The sequence below is a fragment of the Leuconostoc sp. C5 genome, from assembly GCF_056530425.1.
The window spans coordinates 940783-957488 of record NZ_CP134351.1; the positions used below are offsets into that span (position 1 = coordinate 940783).

The 16706-nt window shown below is 36.1% G+C and carries 20 protein-coding genes; 17 read left to right on the top strand and 3 right to left on the bottom strand.

All coding sequences use genetic code 11. The features are described from left to right. Positions 1 to 2 precede the first annotated feature (2 nt). From RHP56_RS04670 to RHP56_RS04715, 10 genes are all read left to right on the top strand, one after another. Positions 3 to 1469 (top strand): acyl-CoA reductase, encoded by a 1467-nt coding sequence (locus RHP56_RS04670; RefSeq protein WP_281446904.1) that lies wholly within the window; start codon positions 3 to 5, stop codon positions 1467 to 1469. A gap of 12 nt (positions 1470 to 1481) precedes the next feature. Further along, on the top strand, positions 1482 to 2249 hold the full coding sequence (locus RHP56_RS04675; protein ID WP_025268063.1) for an SDR family oxidoreductase: 768 nt from the start codon (positions 1482 to 1484) through the stop codon (positions 2247 to 2249). Positions 2250 to 2309: 60 nt separating this feature from the next. Beyond that, positions 2310 to 2819, top strand: coding sequence for an energy coupling factor transporter S component ThiW (thiW, locus tag RHP56_RS04680; RefSeq protein WP_011679696.1), 510 nt, complete (start codon positions 2310 to 2312; stop codon positions 2817 to 2819). Between the two features lie 7 nt (positions 2820 to 2826). Continuing rightward, a complete protein-coding gene (gene thiM / locus RHP56_RS04685) occupies positions 2827 to 3648 on the top strand; it encodes a hydroxyethylthiazole kinase (RefSeq protein WP_011679697.1) in 822 nt (273 codons plus the stop codon). 19 nt (positions 3649 to 3667) lie between these two features. Then, positions 3668 to 3973, top strand: coding sequence for a PTS sugar transporter subunit IIB (locus RHP56_RS04690; protein ID WP_011679698.1), 306 nt, complete (start codon positions 3668 to 3670; stop codon positions 3971 to 3973). A gap of 14 nt (positions 3974 to 3987) precedes the next feature. Beyond that, a complete protein-coding gene (locus RHP56_RS04695) occupies positions 3988 to 5226 on the top strand; it encodes a PTS sugar transporter subunit IIC (RefSeq protein WP_242824528.1) in 1239 nt (412 codons plus the stop codon). Between the two features lie 5 nt (positions 5227 to 5231). Further along, a complete protein-coding gene (locus tag RHP56_RS04700) occupies positions 5232 to 5561 on the top strand; it encodes a PTS sugar transporter subunit IIA (RefSeq protein WP_218925553.1) in 330 nt (109 codons plus the stop codon). Continuing rightward, positions 5554 to 6978, top strand: a complete 1425-nt coding sequence (locus RHP56_RS04705; RefSeq protein ID WP_102753795.1) for a glycoside hydrolase family 1 protein — start codon at positions 5554 to 5556, stop codon at positions 6976 to 6978. Before RHP56_RS04700 ends, RHP56_RS04705 begins: the two co-directional genes overlap by 8 nt. 169 nt (positions 6979 to 7147) lie before the next feature. Then, positions 7148 to 7252, top strand: a complete 105-nt coding sequence (locus RHP56_RS04710) for a putative holin-like toxin (protein ID WP_011679702.1) — start codon at positions 7148 to 7150, stop codon at positions 7250 to 7252. A gap of 292 nt (positions 7253 to 7544) precedes the next feature. After that, the gene (locus RHP56_RS04715; RefSeq protein WP_061514830.1) at positions 7545 to 8111 is read left to right on the top strand and encodes an NADPH-dependent F420 reductase; all 567 of its coding nucleotides are present in this window, start codon (positions 7545 to 7547) and stop codon (positions 8109 to 8111) included. Between the two features lie 86 nt (positions 8112 to 8197). Here RHP56_RS04715 and RHP56_RS04720 read toward each other — a convergent pair whose 3' ends face one another. Next, a complete protein-coding gene (locus RHP56_RS04720) occupies positions 8198 to 8557 on the bottom strand; it encodes a winged helix-turn-helix transcriptional regulator (protein ID WP_011679704.1) in 360 nt (119 codons plus the stop codon). Positions 8558 to 8749: 192 nt separating this feature from the next. Between RHP56_RS04720 and RHP56_RS04725 the strand changes: the two genes are divergently transcribed. The 4 genes from RHP56_RS04725 to RHP56_RS04740 are packed head-to-tail and all read left to right on the top strand — an operon-like array spanning position 8750 to position 11879. Beyond that, positions 8750 to 9217, top strand: a complete 468-nt coding sequence (locus tag RHP56_RS04725) for a MarR family winged helix-turn-helix transcriptional regulator (protein ID WP_011679705.1) — start codon at positions 8750 to 8752, stop codon at positions 9215 to 9217. Beyond that, positions 9207 to 10547, top strand: a complete 1341-nt coding sequence (locus RHP56_RS04730) for a dihydrolipoyl dehydrogenase family protein (protein ID WP_102753682.1) — start codon at positions 9207 to 9209, stop codon at positions 10545 to 10547. The genes RHP56_RS04725 and RHP56_RS04730 overlap by 11 nt, the downstream gene beginning before the upstream one ends. A gap of 16 nt (positions 10548 to 10563) precedes the next feature. Continuing rightward, entirely contained in the window at positions 10564 to 11502 is a 939-nt protein-coding gene (locus tag RHP56_RS04735) for an NADP-dependent oxidoreductase (RefSeq protein WP_011679707.1), read from the top strand. A 17-nt stretch (positions 11503 to 11519) separates the two neighbouring features. After that, positions 11520 to 11879, top strand: a complete 360-nt coding sequence (locus tag RHP56_RS04740; RefSeq protein WP_011679708.1) for a DUF1304 domain-containing protein — start codon at positions 11520 to 11522, stop codon at positions 11877 to 11879. Positions 11880 to 11949: 70 nt separating this feature from the next. Here the strand turns inward: RHP56_RS04740 and RHP56_RS04745 are convergent, their stop codons facing one another. Continuing rightward, positions 11950 to 12774, bottom strand: coding sequence for a glycosyltransferase family 8 protein (locus RHP56_RS04745; protein WP_036091900.1), 825 nt, complete (start codon positions 12772 to 12774; stop codon positions 11950 to 11952). A gap of 395 nt (positions 12775 to 13169) precedes the next feature. Between RHP56_RS04745 and RHP56_RS04750 the strand changes: the two genes are divergently transcribed. The 3 genes from RHP56_RS04750 (at position 13170) to RHP56_RS04760 (ending at position 15769) form a co-directional block, all read left to right on the top strand. Further along, positions 13170 to 13913 carry a metal ABC transporter ATP-binding protein gene (locus tag RHP56_RS04750; RefSeq protein WP_025268068.1) on the top strand — a complete coding sequence of 248 codons (744 nt, stop codon included), beginning with the start codon at positions 13170 to 13172 and terminating at the stop codon, positions 13911 to 13913. Then, the gene (locus RHP56_RS04755) at positions 13906 to 14748 is read left to right on the top strand and encodes a metal ABC transporter permease (RefSeq protein ID WP_014324683.1); all 843 of its coding nucleotides are present in this window, start codon (positions 13906 to 13908) and stop codon (positions 14746 to 14748) included. The genes RHP56_RS04750 and RHP56_RS04755 overlap by 8 nt, the downstream gene beginning before the upstream one ends. Positions 14749 to 14830: 82 nt before the next feature. Further along, positions 14831 to 15769 (top strand): metal ABC transporter substrate-binding protein, encoded by a 939-nt coding sequence (locus tag RHP56_RS04760; protein ID WP_025268069.1) that lies wholly within the window; start codon positions 14831 to 14833, stop codon positions 15767 to 15769. Between the two features lie 87 nt (positions 15770 to 15856). Here RHP56_RS04760 and budA read toward each other — a convergent pair whose 3' ends face one another. Then, on the bottom strand, positions 15857 to 16567 hold the full coding sequence (gene budA / locus RHP56_RS04765) for an acetolactate decarboxylase (protein WP_102753681.1): 711 nt from the start codon (positions 16565 to 16567) through the stop codon (positions 15857 to 15859). Positions 16568 to 16706: the final 139 nt, after the last annotated feature.

Here is a 16706-nt window from a genome sequence, read left to right on the forward strand (position 1 = left end):
TAATGTCCAATAAAGAAATGACAAAAATTAATATTTTTTACACGCCAGACAGCATTATCCTTGGTGATTTAACCGAAAAGGTAGTTGAAAATGAAACACATCATCTTGTATTGTGTTATCCCAAAATAACCGAACAAGAAATAAAAGAGATTACAAAAATAATAACGCATAACCGTAATCATTATTTAAAGCATCTTACAGTGAATGAAATTATTGATATTATTGCTCGGGCAGCAGAAAAATGGACTAACCCATCGTATCATCTTCGGAAAATAGCAGAAAAAGCAGTCCCCGCGGTAACTGGTTATGACGCTGATCAATTTAGTTTAGAGCTCAAAAACTTTATTCGCTTATTTCGAAAGAAAGAGTTAAAACGATTTGTGAATAGCGAACTTGGACAATCAGGTGCAATGTTGGATGATTTTCAACCAAATCTTTCCGGTGGATTTTCAAAATTTTACGGACCAGATTTAATATTCCAAATATTTTCCGGTAATGTGCCAGGTATACAACTGTGGACACTCATCATGGGACTACTTGTAAAATCGCCAACACTGGGGAAAACATCTTTTGCAGAGCCTATTATGCCAGCCTTATTTGTTCAGACGTTAGCTGAAATTGATCCAAAATTGGCAAATACGATTGCCATTCTACCATGGCATAGTGGTGGAAAATTCGAGGCACGCTGTCTTAATTTGGCCGATACTATTGTTGTGTGTGGTGGTAAAGAAGCGGTTGCATCTGTAAAAAGCAAAACACCATTAAATAAGAAGATTTTAAGTTATGGATACAAAATCGGTTTGGCAATAGTTGGTAGGGAGACGTTGACACCAGAGTATTATGCTCAAGTCATTAAAGACTTAGCTGAGGACATTGCCACCTATGATCAGCAAAGCTGTCTAGCTCCGCAGTCAATTTTCATTGAAAGAGGTGGGGCAATAACGCCTCAAGAGTTTGCGAGTATCCTGTCCAATGAGTTAAATAACTATCAAATCAAATATCCTCGTGCACCGATACACGAATCAGATAAAATCGCTATTGAAAAAATGCGGCAAGAAGCTGAGATAACGTCTATAAAAAACGGAGCAACCTCAGTATTTCGAAGTGACAATAGTACCGCATGGACTATTATTTTACATAATAATATCGGATTTAGCGCCTCGCCTTTGAATCGTTCAATTCATATTTTTGTTGTTAATGATTTGACAGATTTACCATCTGTACTCATACCGTATCAGCAATATTTACAGTCAGCAGGAATTGCGATTTCTCCGAATCGTTTGTTCTCGTTGGCAGATATGTTAGGGAAAGTGGGTGTTAATCGAATGAGTGCGCTGGGAAAGATGAATCACGTTTCCAGTGGCTGGCACCATGATGGACGCTTTAACTTATTGGATTTAGTTCGTGTTACAGACATTGAGCAGAGCTTAGAATTCTCTAGTGAGAAGTTTGATCCGGATGTGGAGTGAGGAGAATAAAAAATGCTATTAAAAAACAAAGTTGCACTGGTGACGGGAGCCAGTCGAGGAATTGGGGCAGCCATTGCCAAAGAGTATGCCAAACAAGGTGCCTTTGTCATTATCAATTACCTGGAAAATACTAAAAAGGCCGATGAAGTTGTTGCAGAAATTATTTCAGATGGTGGTCAAGCAATTGCCATAGCATGTGACGTACGTGATGAAAAACAAGTGAAAAACATGCTATACGATATTTTTGAAAATTTTGGTACGATCGATATCATTGTAAACAATGCATTAAGTCAATATCAATTTGATCCTAAGCATCGAAAAATGTTAGACCAACTGAAGTGGAGTGACTACCAAAATCAAATCGACGGTAGTTTAAAAGCAGTTTTAAACGTTACTCAAGGTGCTTTATCAAGATTAAAAACAAATAATAGCAGTCGCATCATTAATATAACCAGTAATTTGATAAGGTCTCCAGCAATCCCTTATCATGATTACATTGTCGGAAAATCTGCTGTTCTTGGGTTGACACGTACAATGGCTAGTGAATTAGGTGCTTTTGGTATCCGAGTAAATGCTATCGCACCAGGATTGACGTACCCAACAGCTTCTAGTAAGTACACGCATCGTGATATTCGGGAAGCACTTATTGCGCAAACACCGACTAAACGTTTAACTACTCCTGAGGATGTGGCAGGTTCAGCCGTATTTCTGGCCTCAGAGCTTTCGAATAATATGACCGGCCAATGTCTGTTCATAGATGGTGGTTTAACTATGCTCTAATCGAAATCAACACAATAATTAAAATATAAAACACAATGGAATATTAAAAAGGAAATCATAATGAATAAAAATGTTAAGTTGACAAAAATAATGGTCGTTACAATTATGATAGCGCTAGATATCGTGTTATCTCCAATTTTTAGAATTGAAGGTATGGCGCCAATGTCCAGTGTCATGAATATTATTGCTGGTGTAATTCTAGGACCAGTATATGCAGTTGTTATGGCAGTAGTTACTGGAATAATAAGAATGCTAATGTTAGGTATACCCCCATTGGCTTTGACTGGTTCAATTTTTGGTGCTTTCGGTGCAGGTATCTTGTATAAGTATGGCCGCAATATGTATTGGTCAATGTTTGGTGAATTTCTTGGGACCGGAATTGTAGGATCGTTAATTTCAGTTCCGGTGATGGTCTGGTTTACTGGACAACAACAAAACTTGTACTGGTTTGTGTATACACCTCGTTTTGTGGGTGCAACCATAATTGGATCAGTAATCGCTTATTTTGTTTTAGTAAATTTGCTAAAAATAAATTCTTTTAAAGAAATTCAGAGAATGTTTGTTGGGTAGCATAGCTATGAAAAATGAATTAATAAAAATTAAATCAATTTTACCTTTGCAAAAGGCACCGTTAGTACATTGCATAACCAATGATATTACGTTAGAAACGGTGGCTAATACTATATTGTATCTTGGTGGTAAACCTATCATGAGTAGTGATACCCGTGAATTTTCGTCATTATTTCAGTCAACAGATGCTCTACTACTAAACATGGGCCGACTTAATGAGTCACACGAACAAAGTCTCAGTCAAGCTAGCTCTTTAGCAGATATGACTAAAAAACCGACTGTTGTGGATCTGGTAGGCTATGGTATTACTAATGAACGAACAAAGTTAGGAATGGCTATGGCGCGTAATCATCCAACAGTTATCAAAGGAAATACTTCAGAAATCAGAAGATTTGTCGGCTTACCATCATTAGCAAAAGGTATTGATGGTGCTAGCTCTGATCAGCATGATCAGGCGTTAAAAGATCTCATTTTGTCTTTGAAACAAATAACAACTGAGTATGCCGATACCGTGTTTGTGGCAACAGGGAAAAAGGATGTCATTGTTCAAAATGATAAACACCTTATTTTGAGCAATGGCGTCGATGAATTGGATAAGTTTGTTGGGACAGGAGACATGGTTGGCGCAATTATAACTACACTTCTCGCGGTCGGTGAAGATCCGTGGGTTGCTAGTCAATTTGCAATTAGCTACCTCAATGTAGCTGCTGAAAAAGCATTGTCATTAACAAACGGCATGGAAAACTTTAGACGAGAAGTTCTTAACCAAATTGATTTGCTAGGGAGAAATCAACAGTGGGCAACGAAAATTAAGTATTCGAATTTTTGAATCTAGGAAGAAAAAAATAATGGCAACCAAAAATATTCTGTTGATATGTAATACAGGTGCTTCAAGCAGCTTTATGGCTCAAAAAATTCGTCAAGCATCAAATGAAAATCAGCAAGCTTGTCAAGTTCATGCGGCAAGTATGACTCAAATTGATGAATACATTGATCGTATCGATTATTTATTAATTTCACCACAATTAAAGTATGCAGAAAGTGAAATACGATTGTCAGTAGCGAACAGTAATATAAAAGTTGCTGTGATTCCCTCAAAAGTTTATGGACTCTTAGACGGCAACGCAGTCCTAAACCAAATACAAAAAATGTAAAATTTGAAAGAATAATGATGAATAATATTTTAAATAGTCAGTTTATTAAAAAGGTAAACGATGTTACCTCAAATTCATGGATACAAGGTATTCAGAAATCCATTACGTTGATTTTATCCTTTATAATCATTGGGTCGTTAATTACTGTAATTAGTTTAATAAATAATATTAAAGCTAATCTAATCCCTGATTTAGGCTACATGTCAACCTTTACATTTGGAATGGTGGGACTTTTTGTCGCCTTCCTTATTCCCTATAATATTCTTCAACAAAAAAAGAACGATAAAAAGATGTTAGCGAGTTTTACATCATTGGCATTATACTTAATGCTCATCAAACCAAAATTTGATGGTTCAGGCAATCATGTAACGTTTGAACTCAGCCGCTTTGGTTCTGCAGGACTATTTTTGTCCATTATCGCAGGAATAGTAGTAACTGCAATAATACTATTCACTAGCAGATATTCTTTTTTTAAAAAAGATACATTAATGCCAGAGTTTATTGTCAATCTATTTGACTCTTTGATACCAATAACATTTATCATATTCATAGGGTGGTTAGGCTTAACCGCTAAAAATATTGACCCATTTAAAATTGTTACTTCACTTTTTTCACCATTATCAATCATTGGTCAGAGCTACATAGGCTTTATTGTTATTGGATTTGTATATAGTTTATTTTATTCGTTTGGTATTAGTACGTGGACATTATCACCAATTATTTTACCTATTATGCTTAGCGGTATCGCAGAGAATGAGCGACTAGCTGCCCATGGCTTAAAAGCAGTGAATATCACAACCCAAGAAGTTTTTTATACGGGATTTATTGCAGCAGGGGGAATTGGATTTACGATTACTTTAGCAATTATGATGCTATTTCTCTCAAAATCACAACAACTAAAAGCAGTTGGTCGAGCAACTTTTCCTGCTTCTATTCTCAATATTAATGAGCCCTTAGTTTATGGAGCTCCTATTGCATTTAATCCTTTGTTAATGATACCGATGTGGTTGAATGGTATTCTAATTCCAGCAGTTGCTGGTGCAGCGATGCGTTTAAATATTGTTCCAATTCCCGATAAAGTCTTCTGGATTTGGTATTTGCCATTCCCAGTTTCAACGTACATCACCACTGGCATTAAGGGCGTATTATTATTTGTCATTTTGTTCATACTTTCTTGGACAATATATTATCCATTCTTTAAGTACTATGATGCCCAGCTGTTAACTAATGAGTTGGAGAATAGAAAGAACTAGTGGATATGAACAGCAAATATGATTTAACAAATGATGCCATGCAAATCATTGTATGGGCTGGAGATGCTAGACAGTTGATTATGACAGCACTAGAAAAAATCGCGCAGCATCAATTTTCTAAAACGCGATCTTTATTAGATGAAGCCGAATCACTATTAAATAATGCGCACAAAATACAAAGTCGTTATATGAGCTTAGAAGCGTCGGGTACACATATTCCATATTCTGTTTTATTTAATCATGCGCAAGATTCTTTGATGATTACAATGAGCGAGTTAAACATGGCCAAAAAAATGTCAATTATTATGAAAAGTGAAGTGAAAAATCATGAGTAAAAATCATTTCCCACAATCCTTTTTATGGGGTGGCTCATTTTCAGCGAATCAAGCCGAGGGCGGATACAAATCCGCGGGCAAAGGTGTATCGCAAACAGATCTTATTCCATTGAATAAGTCGTCTAAAATCACTTCTTCATTTGAACTGAATAACTGCTTAGCTGATGAAAACAGTTATTTTCCGAGAAGAACTGGTATCGATTTTTTTAACCAGTTTGATGAGGATTTGGCACTTATTTCAGAATTAGGCATTAACTCATTACGTATTTCCATTGCATGGTCTAGAATTTTTCCCAATGGGGATGAAACGACACCTAATGAACAGGGGCTAGCCTTTTATAAAAAGGTGATCGATAAGCTTAGTTTGTTAGGCATTGAACCAGTAATCACTATTTCACATTATGAAATGCCCGTTAAGCTAATTACAAATTATGGTGGTTGGAAAAATCGAAAATTGATTGATTTTTATACTAACTACGTGCAAACATTACTGCACGCATTTCCAGAAGTTAAATATTGGCTTACATTTAATCAAATCAATTCTGGGTTAACAGATCCGTTTTCTGCGTTGGGATTACTAATAGATGATTATGTATCAAAAGAATTGTTCCAACACGACAAGTTTCAAGCCATGCACCACCAATTAGTGGCGACAGCAAAAGTTAAACAAATTGCACAACAAATGAATTCTAGTGTCTTAATTGGGGCTAGTGTTTACGATATGACATCTTATCCAAGATCCCCTGAACCAAATGATGTGTTGTCGAATCAAGAATCCATTTTGATATCAGATTTTTGTAGTGATGTACTGGTACGAGGAAGATATTCAAAATTTATTTTAAATTATTTCAAGAAAAATGGTGTTGATTTAGACATTACAGCGGAGGATCAACGGCTATTATTGCATAATACAATTGATTTTCTTGGAATTAGTTATTATGTAACCACGGTTGTTGATCAATCAACGCCATCCTTATTTGAAATAAATGACTGGAATATTCGCGATGAGACATCCAATAAACACTTAAAAGCTACGAAATGGGGATGGGGGATTGATCCAGTTGGCTTACGTATTGCATTGCGGAGGTATACAGACAAGTATCCATCTATGCCAATTATGATTTTAGAAAATGGATTGGGAGCAGAAGAAACATTATCTAGTAAAAAGAAAATTCATGATTCTTATCGAATTGATTATCTAAGAAAACACCTTTCTCAGTTACAATTATCAATACAGGAAGGCGTTAATGTCATTGGATACTTTTACTGGTCTCCGATTGATATTGTAAGTTCTGGATCTGGTCAAATGCACAAAAGATATGGACTAATTTATGTTGACTTAAATGATTTTGGTATTGGCAGCGGTAAGAGAATAAAAAAGGATAGTTTTTATTGGTACAAACAGTATATTGAATAGAAGCAGCATTGATTCTAGCTGATATCAGATGGCCAGTTTTCAAAAATTCACTTTGTGCGAATATGATATACTAGTATCAGCAAACAAGTTAAGATGGTGGCTATCCGAATGGAGGTGGTGCTTATGGTGTAAAAGCTAGAGGCCCAGATTCTAGGAAAGGAGATGCCTAGTGTCCGTTTCGGATGCTGTGCAACTAATGTTAGGCTTTGGAACTTTTGTTCTAATGCTTCTCGGATTAGTTGTTGAGCTGATAAAAAACAGCAATAAAAAATGACCATCTTAGCTTGGCAGAGCTGATGGTCATTCAAGATTATTAACTTTAGCCACCGTCTAAACGGGTTTGTTGGAGAGTCATAGTTTGCGCTATGGCTCTTTTCATGTTTATATTATACCACATAGTTATAGTATTATGGATTAACAGATAAAAAACTCCATAAATGCTTATTTATCAGTTAGTTACTTTTATATACTAAATAACTATAAACTGCCTACTATCAATCAGTTCGCAAATGTACTATAGTTATTGTAGTGAACAAAACAAATAATTATAGAAATGAGGTTTCATCATGAAAGTAACAATTTTTGGTAAAGGCAATATGGGACAGGCAATCGGAGCTAATTTTGAAAAAGCTGGCAATGATGTCAACTATTTAACTTCAGAGGATACAGCGACAAGTCTTAGTGAATTAGTTATTTTGGCTGTGCCTTATCCTGCTTTAGATACAATCGCTCAACAATACAAACAAGAATTAAAAGGAAAAGTTGTTGTTGATATAACAAATCCCTTGAACTTTGAGACATGGAATGAATTAGTTGTTCCCGCTGATAGTTCAGCAGCAGAAGAACTACAAAATAAGTTACCAGATAGCATAGTACTTAAAGCATTTAATACAAATTTTGCTGCTACGCTACAAAGTGGAACGATTGGTGGAAATACAACAACCGTTTTGGTGGCAGGAAATGATGAAGGAAAGAAGCTATTTAACGACGCTTTGAATGATAGCGACTTAAATGTTCTCGATGCGGGTCAACTTAATCGAGCTCGTGAATTAGAAGCAACTGGTTTTCTACAGATGACCTTAGCAGCTAGTGAACAAATTGGCTGGACAGGTGGCTTTTCAGTCACTAAGTAAATTGCAAAATAAAAAGCAACTATCTTTAAAATAGTTGCTTTTTATTTTGCATATACATTCATCCGAAAAATGTATATGTTTTAATTTTATTGTTCCAGCAAAGCTTTTCTTTTGTCTGGATTTTCGTCAAGATAGAAACTACCCCAGTCAGCCATCGAATCAATAACTGGACGCATACTTTGTCCCAAGGTTGATAAACTATACTCTACTTTAAGAGGTACTACAGCAAAGACCTGACGAACAACAAGACCGTCTTCTTCCATCTCTCTCAAACTTTGCGTTAACATTTTTTGACTAATACCGGCCACACTAATTTTTAATTCTGAAAAACGTTTTGTTCCAGGTAAAAGATCACGAATAATTAATACCTTCCATTTGCTGCTGAGCAGGTCAATAGTCGTTGCTACAGGGCAGATGCCATTTTGTTCTAATAATTTTCTAGACATAATGATTATCCTTTTTATTTTAAAAGATACTGAAAGTGTGTAGGTTACTTTTAGTATCTTTTAAGTATTATAGGCTTTCTTTGATGATATGGCAAATAACTACAACATATAATCAGTCATTTTTTTAAAGTTGAAGTGTACTATTTGCAATATATATCGTATGCGATATAATATTATTTAGGAGGTTACGATATGAATAAAGATGAACATCTTTACGACGAATTGTGCTTGTCAATATATAATACAAATCGTTATTTTCATCATCTGTACGGTTATGTACTAGAAAAATATGATTTATCATATTTGCAATATATGAGCTTACTGATTATTTATAAACAGAATTCGGTGAAATTAATGGATATCGGTGCCGAGCTTGAGTTGTCAAGTAATACATTGACACCTGTAATTGAGAAACTTGTCAATAAGTCTTGGATTATTAAGGTGCAAAGTTCACAGGACAGACGCGTCAAGGTTTTAAAAATGTCTGATCAGAAGGTAACTACTTTTGAACGCATTTTGTATGAAATCAGAATTATGCGTGACAACCTAATACATCAAAGTGGACGTCCAATTGAAGAGGTATTACGAGAAAATCAAGCGCTTAATCAGGTCTTAAAAAAGATGATACAAGAAAAAAAGAGGTATGAAGATGAATTATGATGTTATTTTTATTGGTAGTGGTCATGCTGCATGGCACGGGGCACAAACGTTAGCTCGCTCAGGAAAAAAAGTAGCCTTAGTGGAAGAAAACAAGGTTGCTGGTACATGCACAAATTTTGGTTGTAATGCCAAAATACTGTTAGATGGCCCAGCTGAAATGATGCATCATTTGAATCATTACCACGGTATCGGAATTAATGACACGCCCAACATCATTTGGCCAGAATTAATGGCTTATAAGCACCAAGTGATTGATCCTTTATCAGGCGGTTTAGCACACATGCTGTCTGTTGATGGAATTGACATTATTAATGGGCACGCCAAATTTTTGAATAACGAAAAAATTGTTGTTGCTGATCAAGTTTATCAGGCTGAAAAATTTGTGATTGCTACTGGTCAACGACCTGCAAAACTACCAATTTCTGGTTCAGAGTTTATGAAGGACAGCACAGACTTTCTAAACTTACCTGATATGCCAAAGTCAATTCTATTCGTTGGCGCTGGTTATATTGCGATGGAATTTGCTTCAATTGCACATGCCGCTGGGAGTGATGTCACTTTAATTGAATACGGGAACCATGTTTTAAATGGATTTGATGAAGTCTATTCTCAAAAGGTCATCGAGGATATGACCGAAAAAGGCATCCATTTTACGTTTAACCAAGCTGTTTCAAGTGTATCGTTACTTGAAAATGGGCAATATCAAGTTGATACAGCGCAGGGAGAAACCTATTATGTTGACTACGTTATGGATACAACAGGTCGTGTGCCCAATATTGAAGAATTAGCCTTAGACGACATTAATGTTTTGTATGATAAGCAAGGTATTTTAGTTAACGATCATTTACAAACTTCTATTGACAATATTTACGCCAGCGGCGATGTAATCTCTAAAGCAATACCAAGATTAACACCAACTGCTACTTTTGAATCGAATTATATTGCTAGCGTATTATTAGGTAATCAGGAACCCATAAATTATCCTGTAGTGCCAACAATCGCTTTTACATTGCCTCGTGTAGCACAAATAGGGGTAACCATTGACGAAGCGGCTAAGGATGAGAACTTACAAGTTCATGAAATTCCTTATGGGAGAGTTATGCGATTTCAGACACTAAACGATGTTCATGCAGCAATTAAAATCGTAGTGAATAAAAACAAACAGCTGGTTGGTGCAGCTTTAATCGGTGATTTTGCCCCAGAGGTTGTTAATGCACTGGTTCCTGTGATTAATCAGCAGTACACAAGTTCGGACATTAAGTCGCAAATTTATGCGTTTCCAACTGACTCAGGTATTATATTGCCAATGATTGCCAATTATTTAGCCTAAGTAAGGAGGCCTTATTATGAAAGCAGCAGTGATTAATCACTATGGTGGTAGAGAGCAGCTAGAGGTTATCGACATGCCTATTCCTAAAATAAAATCGGACGAGGTTTTAGTAGAAAATATGGCCACGAGTATTAATCCAATTGACTACAAAGCGCGAGAGGGATTATTAAAACGGATGTTTCCATGGCAATTCCCGGTCATTTTAGGTTGGGACATCGCTGGAATAGTTGCTTCTACTGGAGATGACGTAACAAGTTTTAAAGTTGGAGATCCAGTGTTTGCTCGGCCAGATATTGACACAAAAGGAGTGAATGGTTCGTATGCAGAATATACAGCTGTTAAAGCGGATAAACTGGCACTAAAACCAAATAACATTAGCTTTGTTGAGGCTGCTGCCGTTCCTTTAGCTGGGCTAACTGCCTTGCAAATGCTTAGAAAACTTCAGTTATCATCCAATCAGAAAATACTAATTCAAGCTGGTGCTGGTGGGGTAGGTATTTATGCAATTCAGCTGGCTAAAATGATTGGCGCATATGTAGTAACAACTGCTAGTCAAAATAATCATGAATTTGTAAAATCTTTAGGTGCGGATTCTGTAATTGATTATCACAAAAACAATATTCAAGATGTGTTGTCTGATTTCGATACTGTGTTGGACACAGTTGGTGATGTTGATAATGGGATTGCCATCCTTAAATCCGGTGGGCATCTTGTCACTATTTCTAACGCGTTAACTGACCAACAGAAAAACACCTCAGACAAGACCGTGACAGAAGGGTGGCTAAACCCGAACGGGCAAGATTTAGCAATTTTAGCATCCTACATCGCAAAGGGTGAGCTTCAAATTGTTGTGGATTCTCTTTATCCATTAACTACAGAAGGTATTCAGTCAGCCCACGAGCGGAGTGAAACACACCACGCCCGAGGGAAAGTAGTAGTTCAAATTAAAGAGTAAATACAGAGGAGAAATAAATGTTTGCTTATATTATGGTTACATTAGTTAGTCTAGAGGCTATTGGTATTATGTTTGTAGAAATGTTTGGTACAGCTTCACAGCAGGCAAAAGCATTTGATCTTAAAGAATCTTTCGTTCAGATACCAGAGGTTAAAACGTTATTAGCAAATCAAGGAATCTATAATGGCTTATTCGGTGCGCTTGTAATTGGTACTATGTTGTTTCTATCAGGCCCTCAACAGGTTTTGATGTTACAGATGGAAATGCTATTTATTTTCTTGGCTGCAGTTTATGGTGCTTTAACGGCCACAAAAAAGATTATCCTGGTTCAGGGATTGCCGGCATTTATTGCAATAATTTTGCTATTTTTGAAGTAGTCTTTAACCAGCTAATATTACCAAATAAAAAAAGCGTAGCAACTGCTGCGTTTTTTTTTGCAAAAAAATATCAATTATAGTTTAATTCTAATATGCGCTGGTAATGTTGATAAAGAATAGTGAAGCGATTAATGCTGTGTTTATCCCAAGGTTTCGGACGACCACAAAAATGTAAAATAGATGTATTGGCTATCACCCAGTTTGTATCGACCTGACCTCGGCTCTTAGCAAAGTGAACGATGTTATCTCGCGTATCAAAATTCCAAATTTCTTCCGGTATACTCAAGATTTGATTACCATATAAATAATTCAAAATATCTTGATCAGGGAGTACGAGCTCTTTGGCATGATCCTTAATTAGGTCTAAAATATCACTTTTATTAACTTTTGCACGCATTTTGTTTAAATCTAACAGCATCACACCAGAATTAAAGTATTCACTTTTGGTTCGCAATCTAACATTATTAATCGTCTGATTGATTCCCGTTAGACCTAAATGGCTTGCTGCCGCTATCATATTACCTTTTAAGTCTATCGACCATAGTGCTTCAATTGGGTTCAATATCAAAGTATCAGGGTCTAAGTAAATTATGCGTTCTAAATCTGCTGGCAGATATTCAGTGCAAAGCAATCGGTAATACATTTCCGTTGGATATTGTTTAAGCGTAGGGGCGGTTTGCCAATAAGTTGCGTCAATTTTTAATGGGTGAAAATCATAATCCAATTTGTCTGTAAAGCCTCTCAAATGGTTTATTTCCGCTTCTGGTATCGAATCGTGTAGCAGCCAAATAGAAAATCTACAATCAACATTCGTTGCTTTCAGCGACAAGAGCATAACTTTTAAAGGTTTTATGTAGGACTTGTCTAAAGTGACTAAAATGTTTATTTCTTCCATTATTATGAGATCCTTTTTTTATATGTTAAGCAGTCTATTAATAAAATACTTTGCAACATAAATTATACAGCATCCATACTTTATTAGAGAAGTGACTACAGCTGCATCAATTAACATAAGCTTTTAATCACCATCAAGACTAATTGGTAGCCATTTTTAAGCAACCATGATATACTTAATTCGTAATTGGAAACTATCAACTAGCTGTGTCAGCCAAGAAGCGGCTAGTTGATAGTTCATCAATTCGAAAATAAACAATGTTACGACGCACTCATTTCAACTGTAGGTTTTAAACGCGCCTTTTTTGCGTGCACGAAAGTTTTGGCTGAGAACACTCTAAATTTAAAAACTCACACTCGAATTAATGCGAAGAACATTAGGAGAGTAAGAAAATTATGATTAAAGTCCGCGATTTGACGGTGGCCTATGATGGCACACCGGTTTTCACGAACCTATCAATTCAATTTGAGCCTGGTAAAATTACCGGTATTATCGGACCTAATGGTGCAGGGAAATCAACAATGATTAAAGGCATTTTAGGATTGATAAACAAGCAGAATGGTAAAGTTACGTTACACGACGAGCCAATCGCAAAGCAGTTAAAGAAAATAGCTTATGTGGAGCAACGTGCTGCTTTAGATTTAACTTTTCCAATCAATGTTTTTGATACTGTTTTAACAGGCACATACCCTAATTTGGGCCTGTTTAATGTTCCCGGCACAAAAGAAAAAGATGCCGCAAAGGAAGCATTAGAAGACGTTAAGTTATCTACCTTTAGCCAACGACAAATTGGCGAACTCTCTGGTGGACAATTGCAACGTGTTTTCGTTGCGCGTGCAATTGTTCAAAATGCTGATGTCATTATTTTAGATGAACCCTTTGTTGGTATAGATATGAAGTCTGAAGCCGATATTATGGCTATCTTAAAACAATGGCGCACTGCAGGAAAAACAATTATTGTTGTACATCACGATTTGAATAAAGTGACAACCTATTTTGATAATCTGGTGATTATTAATCACGGTATTACTGCATATGGGGCCACAGCCGATGTTTTCACAAAAGAAAATATCGCCTCTGCATTTAGTGGTGATCTATCATCGATCTTGTTTGAAGAAGAGGAGGATCAACATGCATAGTATTGAATTATTCATTGACGGACTAACAAAATATAATTTCTTGCAAACAGCATTAGTTACATCGATATTAGTTGGTATTATGTCAGGAATTATCGGGTCCTTCATCATATTACGAGGCATGTCTTTAATGGGTGATGCAATTTCGCATGCCGTATTACCTGGTGTTGCGGTTGCATACATGCTCGGGATTAACTTGTTACTCGGTGCTTCTGCCTTTGGTATTTTGGCAGCATTACTAATCGGTGTTGTCACGATGAAGTCAAAGTTGAAAAATGACACAGCCATAGGAATCGTATTTTCAGCTTTCTTCGCATTGGGATTTATTCTTATTTCATTGGCAGAGTCTGCTACTAATTTGCATCACATTTTATTTGGAAACGTCTTAGCTGTTTCTGACAGTGATTTAATTACTACTGCAATCGTGCTTTCTATAGTATTATTGTTTGTTGTTACCTTTTACAAAGAGTTACTTATCACATCATTTGACAATACTTTTGCTAAAGCCTATGGTCTTAAAACTCAAATTATGCATTACGCTCTAATGCTTGTTTTGACCTTAGTTACGGTGACAGCTTTGCAAACAGTCGGAATTATCTTAATTGTGGCCATGTTAATTACACCAGCAGCTACGGCTTACTTGTTAACAAATCGTATGTCTCATATGATGATTGTTGCTGCTATCTTTTCTGTAATATCATCAATTGTAGGCTTGTACCTGAGTTTCACATTTAACTGGGCGTCAGGTCCTGCAATTGTTCTTACAGCAGCAATTTTCTTTACATTGGCCTTTATCTTTTCACCAAAACAAGGCATTGTCTTCAAAAGAAAGTCTTAAAATTAAAGCAGTCTAATTTAAATAGAGAGAATTATCAAAGCCAGCGTATGTTACGCAGAATATAGTGGAGAAATTAAAAATGATTAAACGTTTAAGTATTATCGTAGTGGCCGTTGTTGTCATATTGGGTGGTGTGCTGTGGTTTGTTAATAGTAGTCAAGGGGGAAAAACAAGCCAACATGATAAGTTGCAAGTTGTTGCGACAAACTCAATTATTGGTAACATGGTTGAAGAAGTTGCTGGTAATAAAGTCAACTTACACACAATTGTGCCACGTGGTACCGATCCACACGAATATGAACCACGACCACAAGATGTCTCAGCAGCCCAAGAGGCTGACGTACTCTTTCACAATGGATTAAACCTTGAAACTGGTGGTTCTGGCTGGTTCAAGAAAATGTATCAAAATGCTGGAAAGAAAACGAATAAGCAAGTGTTCGCCGTCTCAAAGGGGGTAGTGGCTAAGCATTTAACTGATAAGGGTAAAGAAAATGAATTAGACCCCCATGCTTGGTTAGATATGCAAAATGGTATTAAATATGTTAAAAACATTGAAAAAGTATTAATTGCTAAAGACCCAGACAATGCTAGCACATATAAGAAGCGCACAGCAGCATACGTTAAGAAATTATCTGCGTTAGATAAAAGTGCCAAAACTAAGTTCAATAATATTCCTGAAAATAAGAAATTATTAGTTACTTCTGAAGGCGCATTCAAATACTTCTCAGCAGCTTACGGTATCACACCAGCGTTTATTTGGGAAATCAATACAGAGTCTCAAGGTACACCTGAGCAGATGAAACAAGTATTGGAGAAAATTAAAGCTACTAACGTACCTTCATTATTCGTGGAAAGCTCAGTGTCTCCAAAGGCAATGGAAAAGGTTTCTAAAGAAACCGGTCTACCTATTTATTCAAAAATTTATACTGATTCTTTGGCTAAAAAAGGACAGGCAGCAGATACTTATTACGGTATGATGAAATGGAACCTAGATAAGATTTCGGAAGGTTTGTCAAAGTAAAACATAAATAGTGTAAACCTTATTCATAAAAACACCGCAACTATTCAAATAGTTACGGTGTTTTTATTGTTATTAAGTTTTAGTTGTTTATCTTTCTGCTACATCGATGGCTTCACGAATATTCAATATGTCGGCTTCATGATTATTGAAATCAGGATTATCAGTAGGCAAAGCGATGTTGAGTTCATTGAATAAATCAATTCTACCGAATACATCGCTCGCCTTGAAATCAAGAACATGGCCGCCAATCGTACGATCATCACTTAAAAAATGAAGATGCCACCCACTCGCCATAATGCCAGAATAAAGGTCAGGACCAAAATCACCAATTAAAGTACCAGAAACATTTTCATAATTAAACACTGGTTGTTTCAATGTTACATCAACGAAGGGTGGATAAGGCTTGATTTGCTTAGGAGCAACACGAACCTTCAGTTTCGGAAAACTAGCATTCATTTGAATACTAGCTGGTAAATTAGCCCAGCTCTGATGTTGTTTGGATATATTGTTTAAACTATCAAAAGTTAAAAATTTTTCTTGAAGAAAATAGTATAACTCTGATTGAGAATGGATGGAAGTAAAAGGTGTTTCCAACGATAAATCTGTGATTTCTTTAGTTACACCATTCGCTTTCGTTTGATATACGCTATTTTCTATGATTGTAACTTCACCATCAAGTTCATCCATTGTTCCAATGCCACTCGGACCATGATTCAATATTGACGACAACGGTGCCGTACCGTCATATAATCCTGACATAATTAATTCTAACGTTCCATGTTGATAAATTGTAGACATAATGACCTCTTTTTTAATTAAAGTGTTTTAGTTTTACTTACTAAAAGTAAACCATTTTAATATTTATTCAAGATTAAAAGCCACTGATTACAGTGGCTTTAGTTAACGGTAAAATGATGAAACAATTAGTTAGTCATGT

Coding starts and splice junctions, on each gene's coding strand:
- RHP56_RS04675 (WP_025268063.1), top strand. CDS start 1,482: ATGCTATTAAAAAACAAAGTTGCACTGGTGACGGGAGCCAGTCGAGGA.
- thiM (WP_011679697.1), top strand. CDS start 2,827: ATGAAAAATGAATTAATAAAAATTAAATCAATTTTACCTTTGCAAAAG.
- RHP56_RS04750 (WP_025268068.1), top strand. CDS start 13,170: ATGATTAAAGTCCGCGATTTGACGGTGGCCTATGATGGCACACCGGTT.
- RHP56_RS04725 (WP_011679705.1), top strand. CDS start 8,750: ATGAATAAAGATGAACATCTTTACGACGAATTGTGCTTGTCAATATAT.
- RHP56_RS04670 (WP_281446904.1), top strand. CDS start 3: ATGTCCAATAAAGAAATGACAAAAATTAATATTTTTTACACGCCAGAC.
- RHP56_RS04720 (WP_011679704.1), bottom strand. CDS start 8,557: ATGTCTAGAAAATTATTAGAACAAAATGGCATCTGCCCTGTAGCAACG.
- RHP56_RS04755 (WP_014324683.1), top strand. CDS start 13,906: ATGCATAGTATTGAATTATTCATTGACGGACTAACAAAATATAATTTC.
- RHP56_RS04695 (WP_242824528.1), top strand. CDS start 3,988: ATGATGAATAATATTTTAAATAGTCAGTTTATTAAAAAGGTAAACGAT.
- RHP56_RS04740 (WP_011679708.1), top strand. CDS start 11,520: ATGTTTGCTTATATTATGGTTACATTAGTTAGTCTAGAGGCTATTGGT.
- RHP56_RS04735 (WP_011679707.1), top strand. CDS start 10,564: ATGAAAGCAGCAGTGATTAATCACTATGGTGGTAGAGAGCAGCTAGAG.
- RHP56_RS04715 (WP_061514830.1), top strand. CDS start 7,545: ATGAAAGTAACAATTTTTGGTAAAGGCAATATGGGACAGGCAATCGGA.
- RHP56_RS04690 (WP_011679698.1), top strand. CDS start 3,668: ATGGCAACCAAAAATATTCTGTTGATATGTAATACAGGTGCTTCAAGC.
- RHP56_RS04705 (WP_102753795.1), top strand. CDS start 5,554: ATGAGTAAAAATCATTTCCCACAATCCTTTTTATGGGGTGGCTCATTT.
- RHP56_RS04730 (WP_102753682.1), top strand. CDS start 9,207: ATGAATTATGATGTTATTTTTATTGGTAGTGGTCATGCTGCATGGCAC.
- RHP56_RS04745 (WP_036091900.1), bottom strand. CDS start 12,774: ATGGAAGAAATAAACATTTTAGTCACTTTAGACAAGTCCTACATAAAA.
- budA (WP_102753681.1), bottom strand. CDS start 16,567: ATGTCTACAATTTATCAACATGGAACGTTAGAATTAATTATGTCAGGA.
- RHP56_RS04700 (WP_218925553.1), top strand. CDS start 5,232: ATGAACAGCAAATATGATTTAACAAATGATGCCATGCAAATCATTGTA.
- thiW (WP_011679696.1), top strand. CDS start 2,310: ATGAATAAAAATGTTAAGTTGACAAAAATAATGGTCGTTACAATTATG.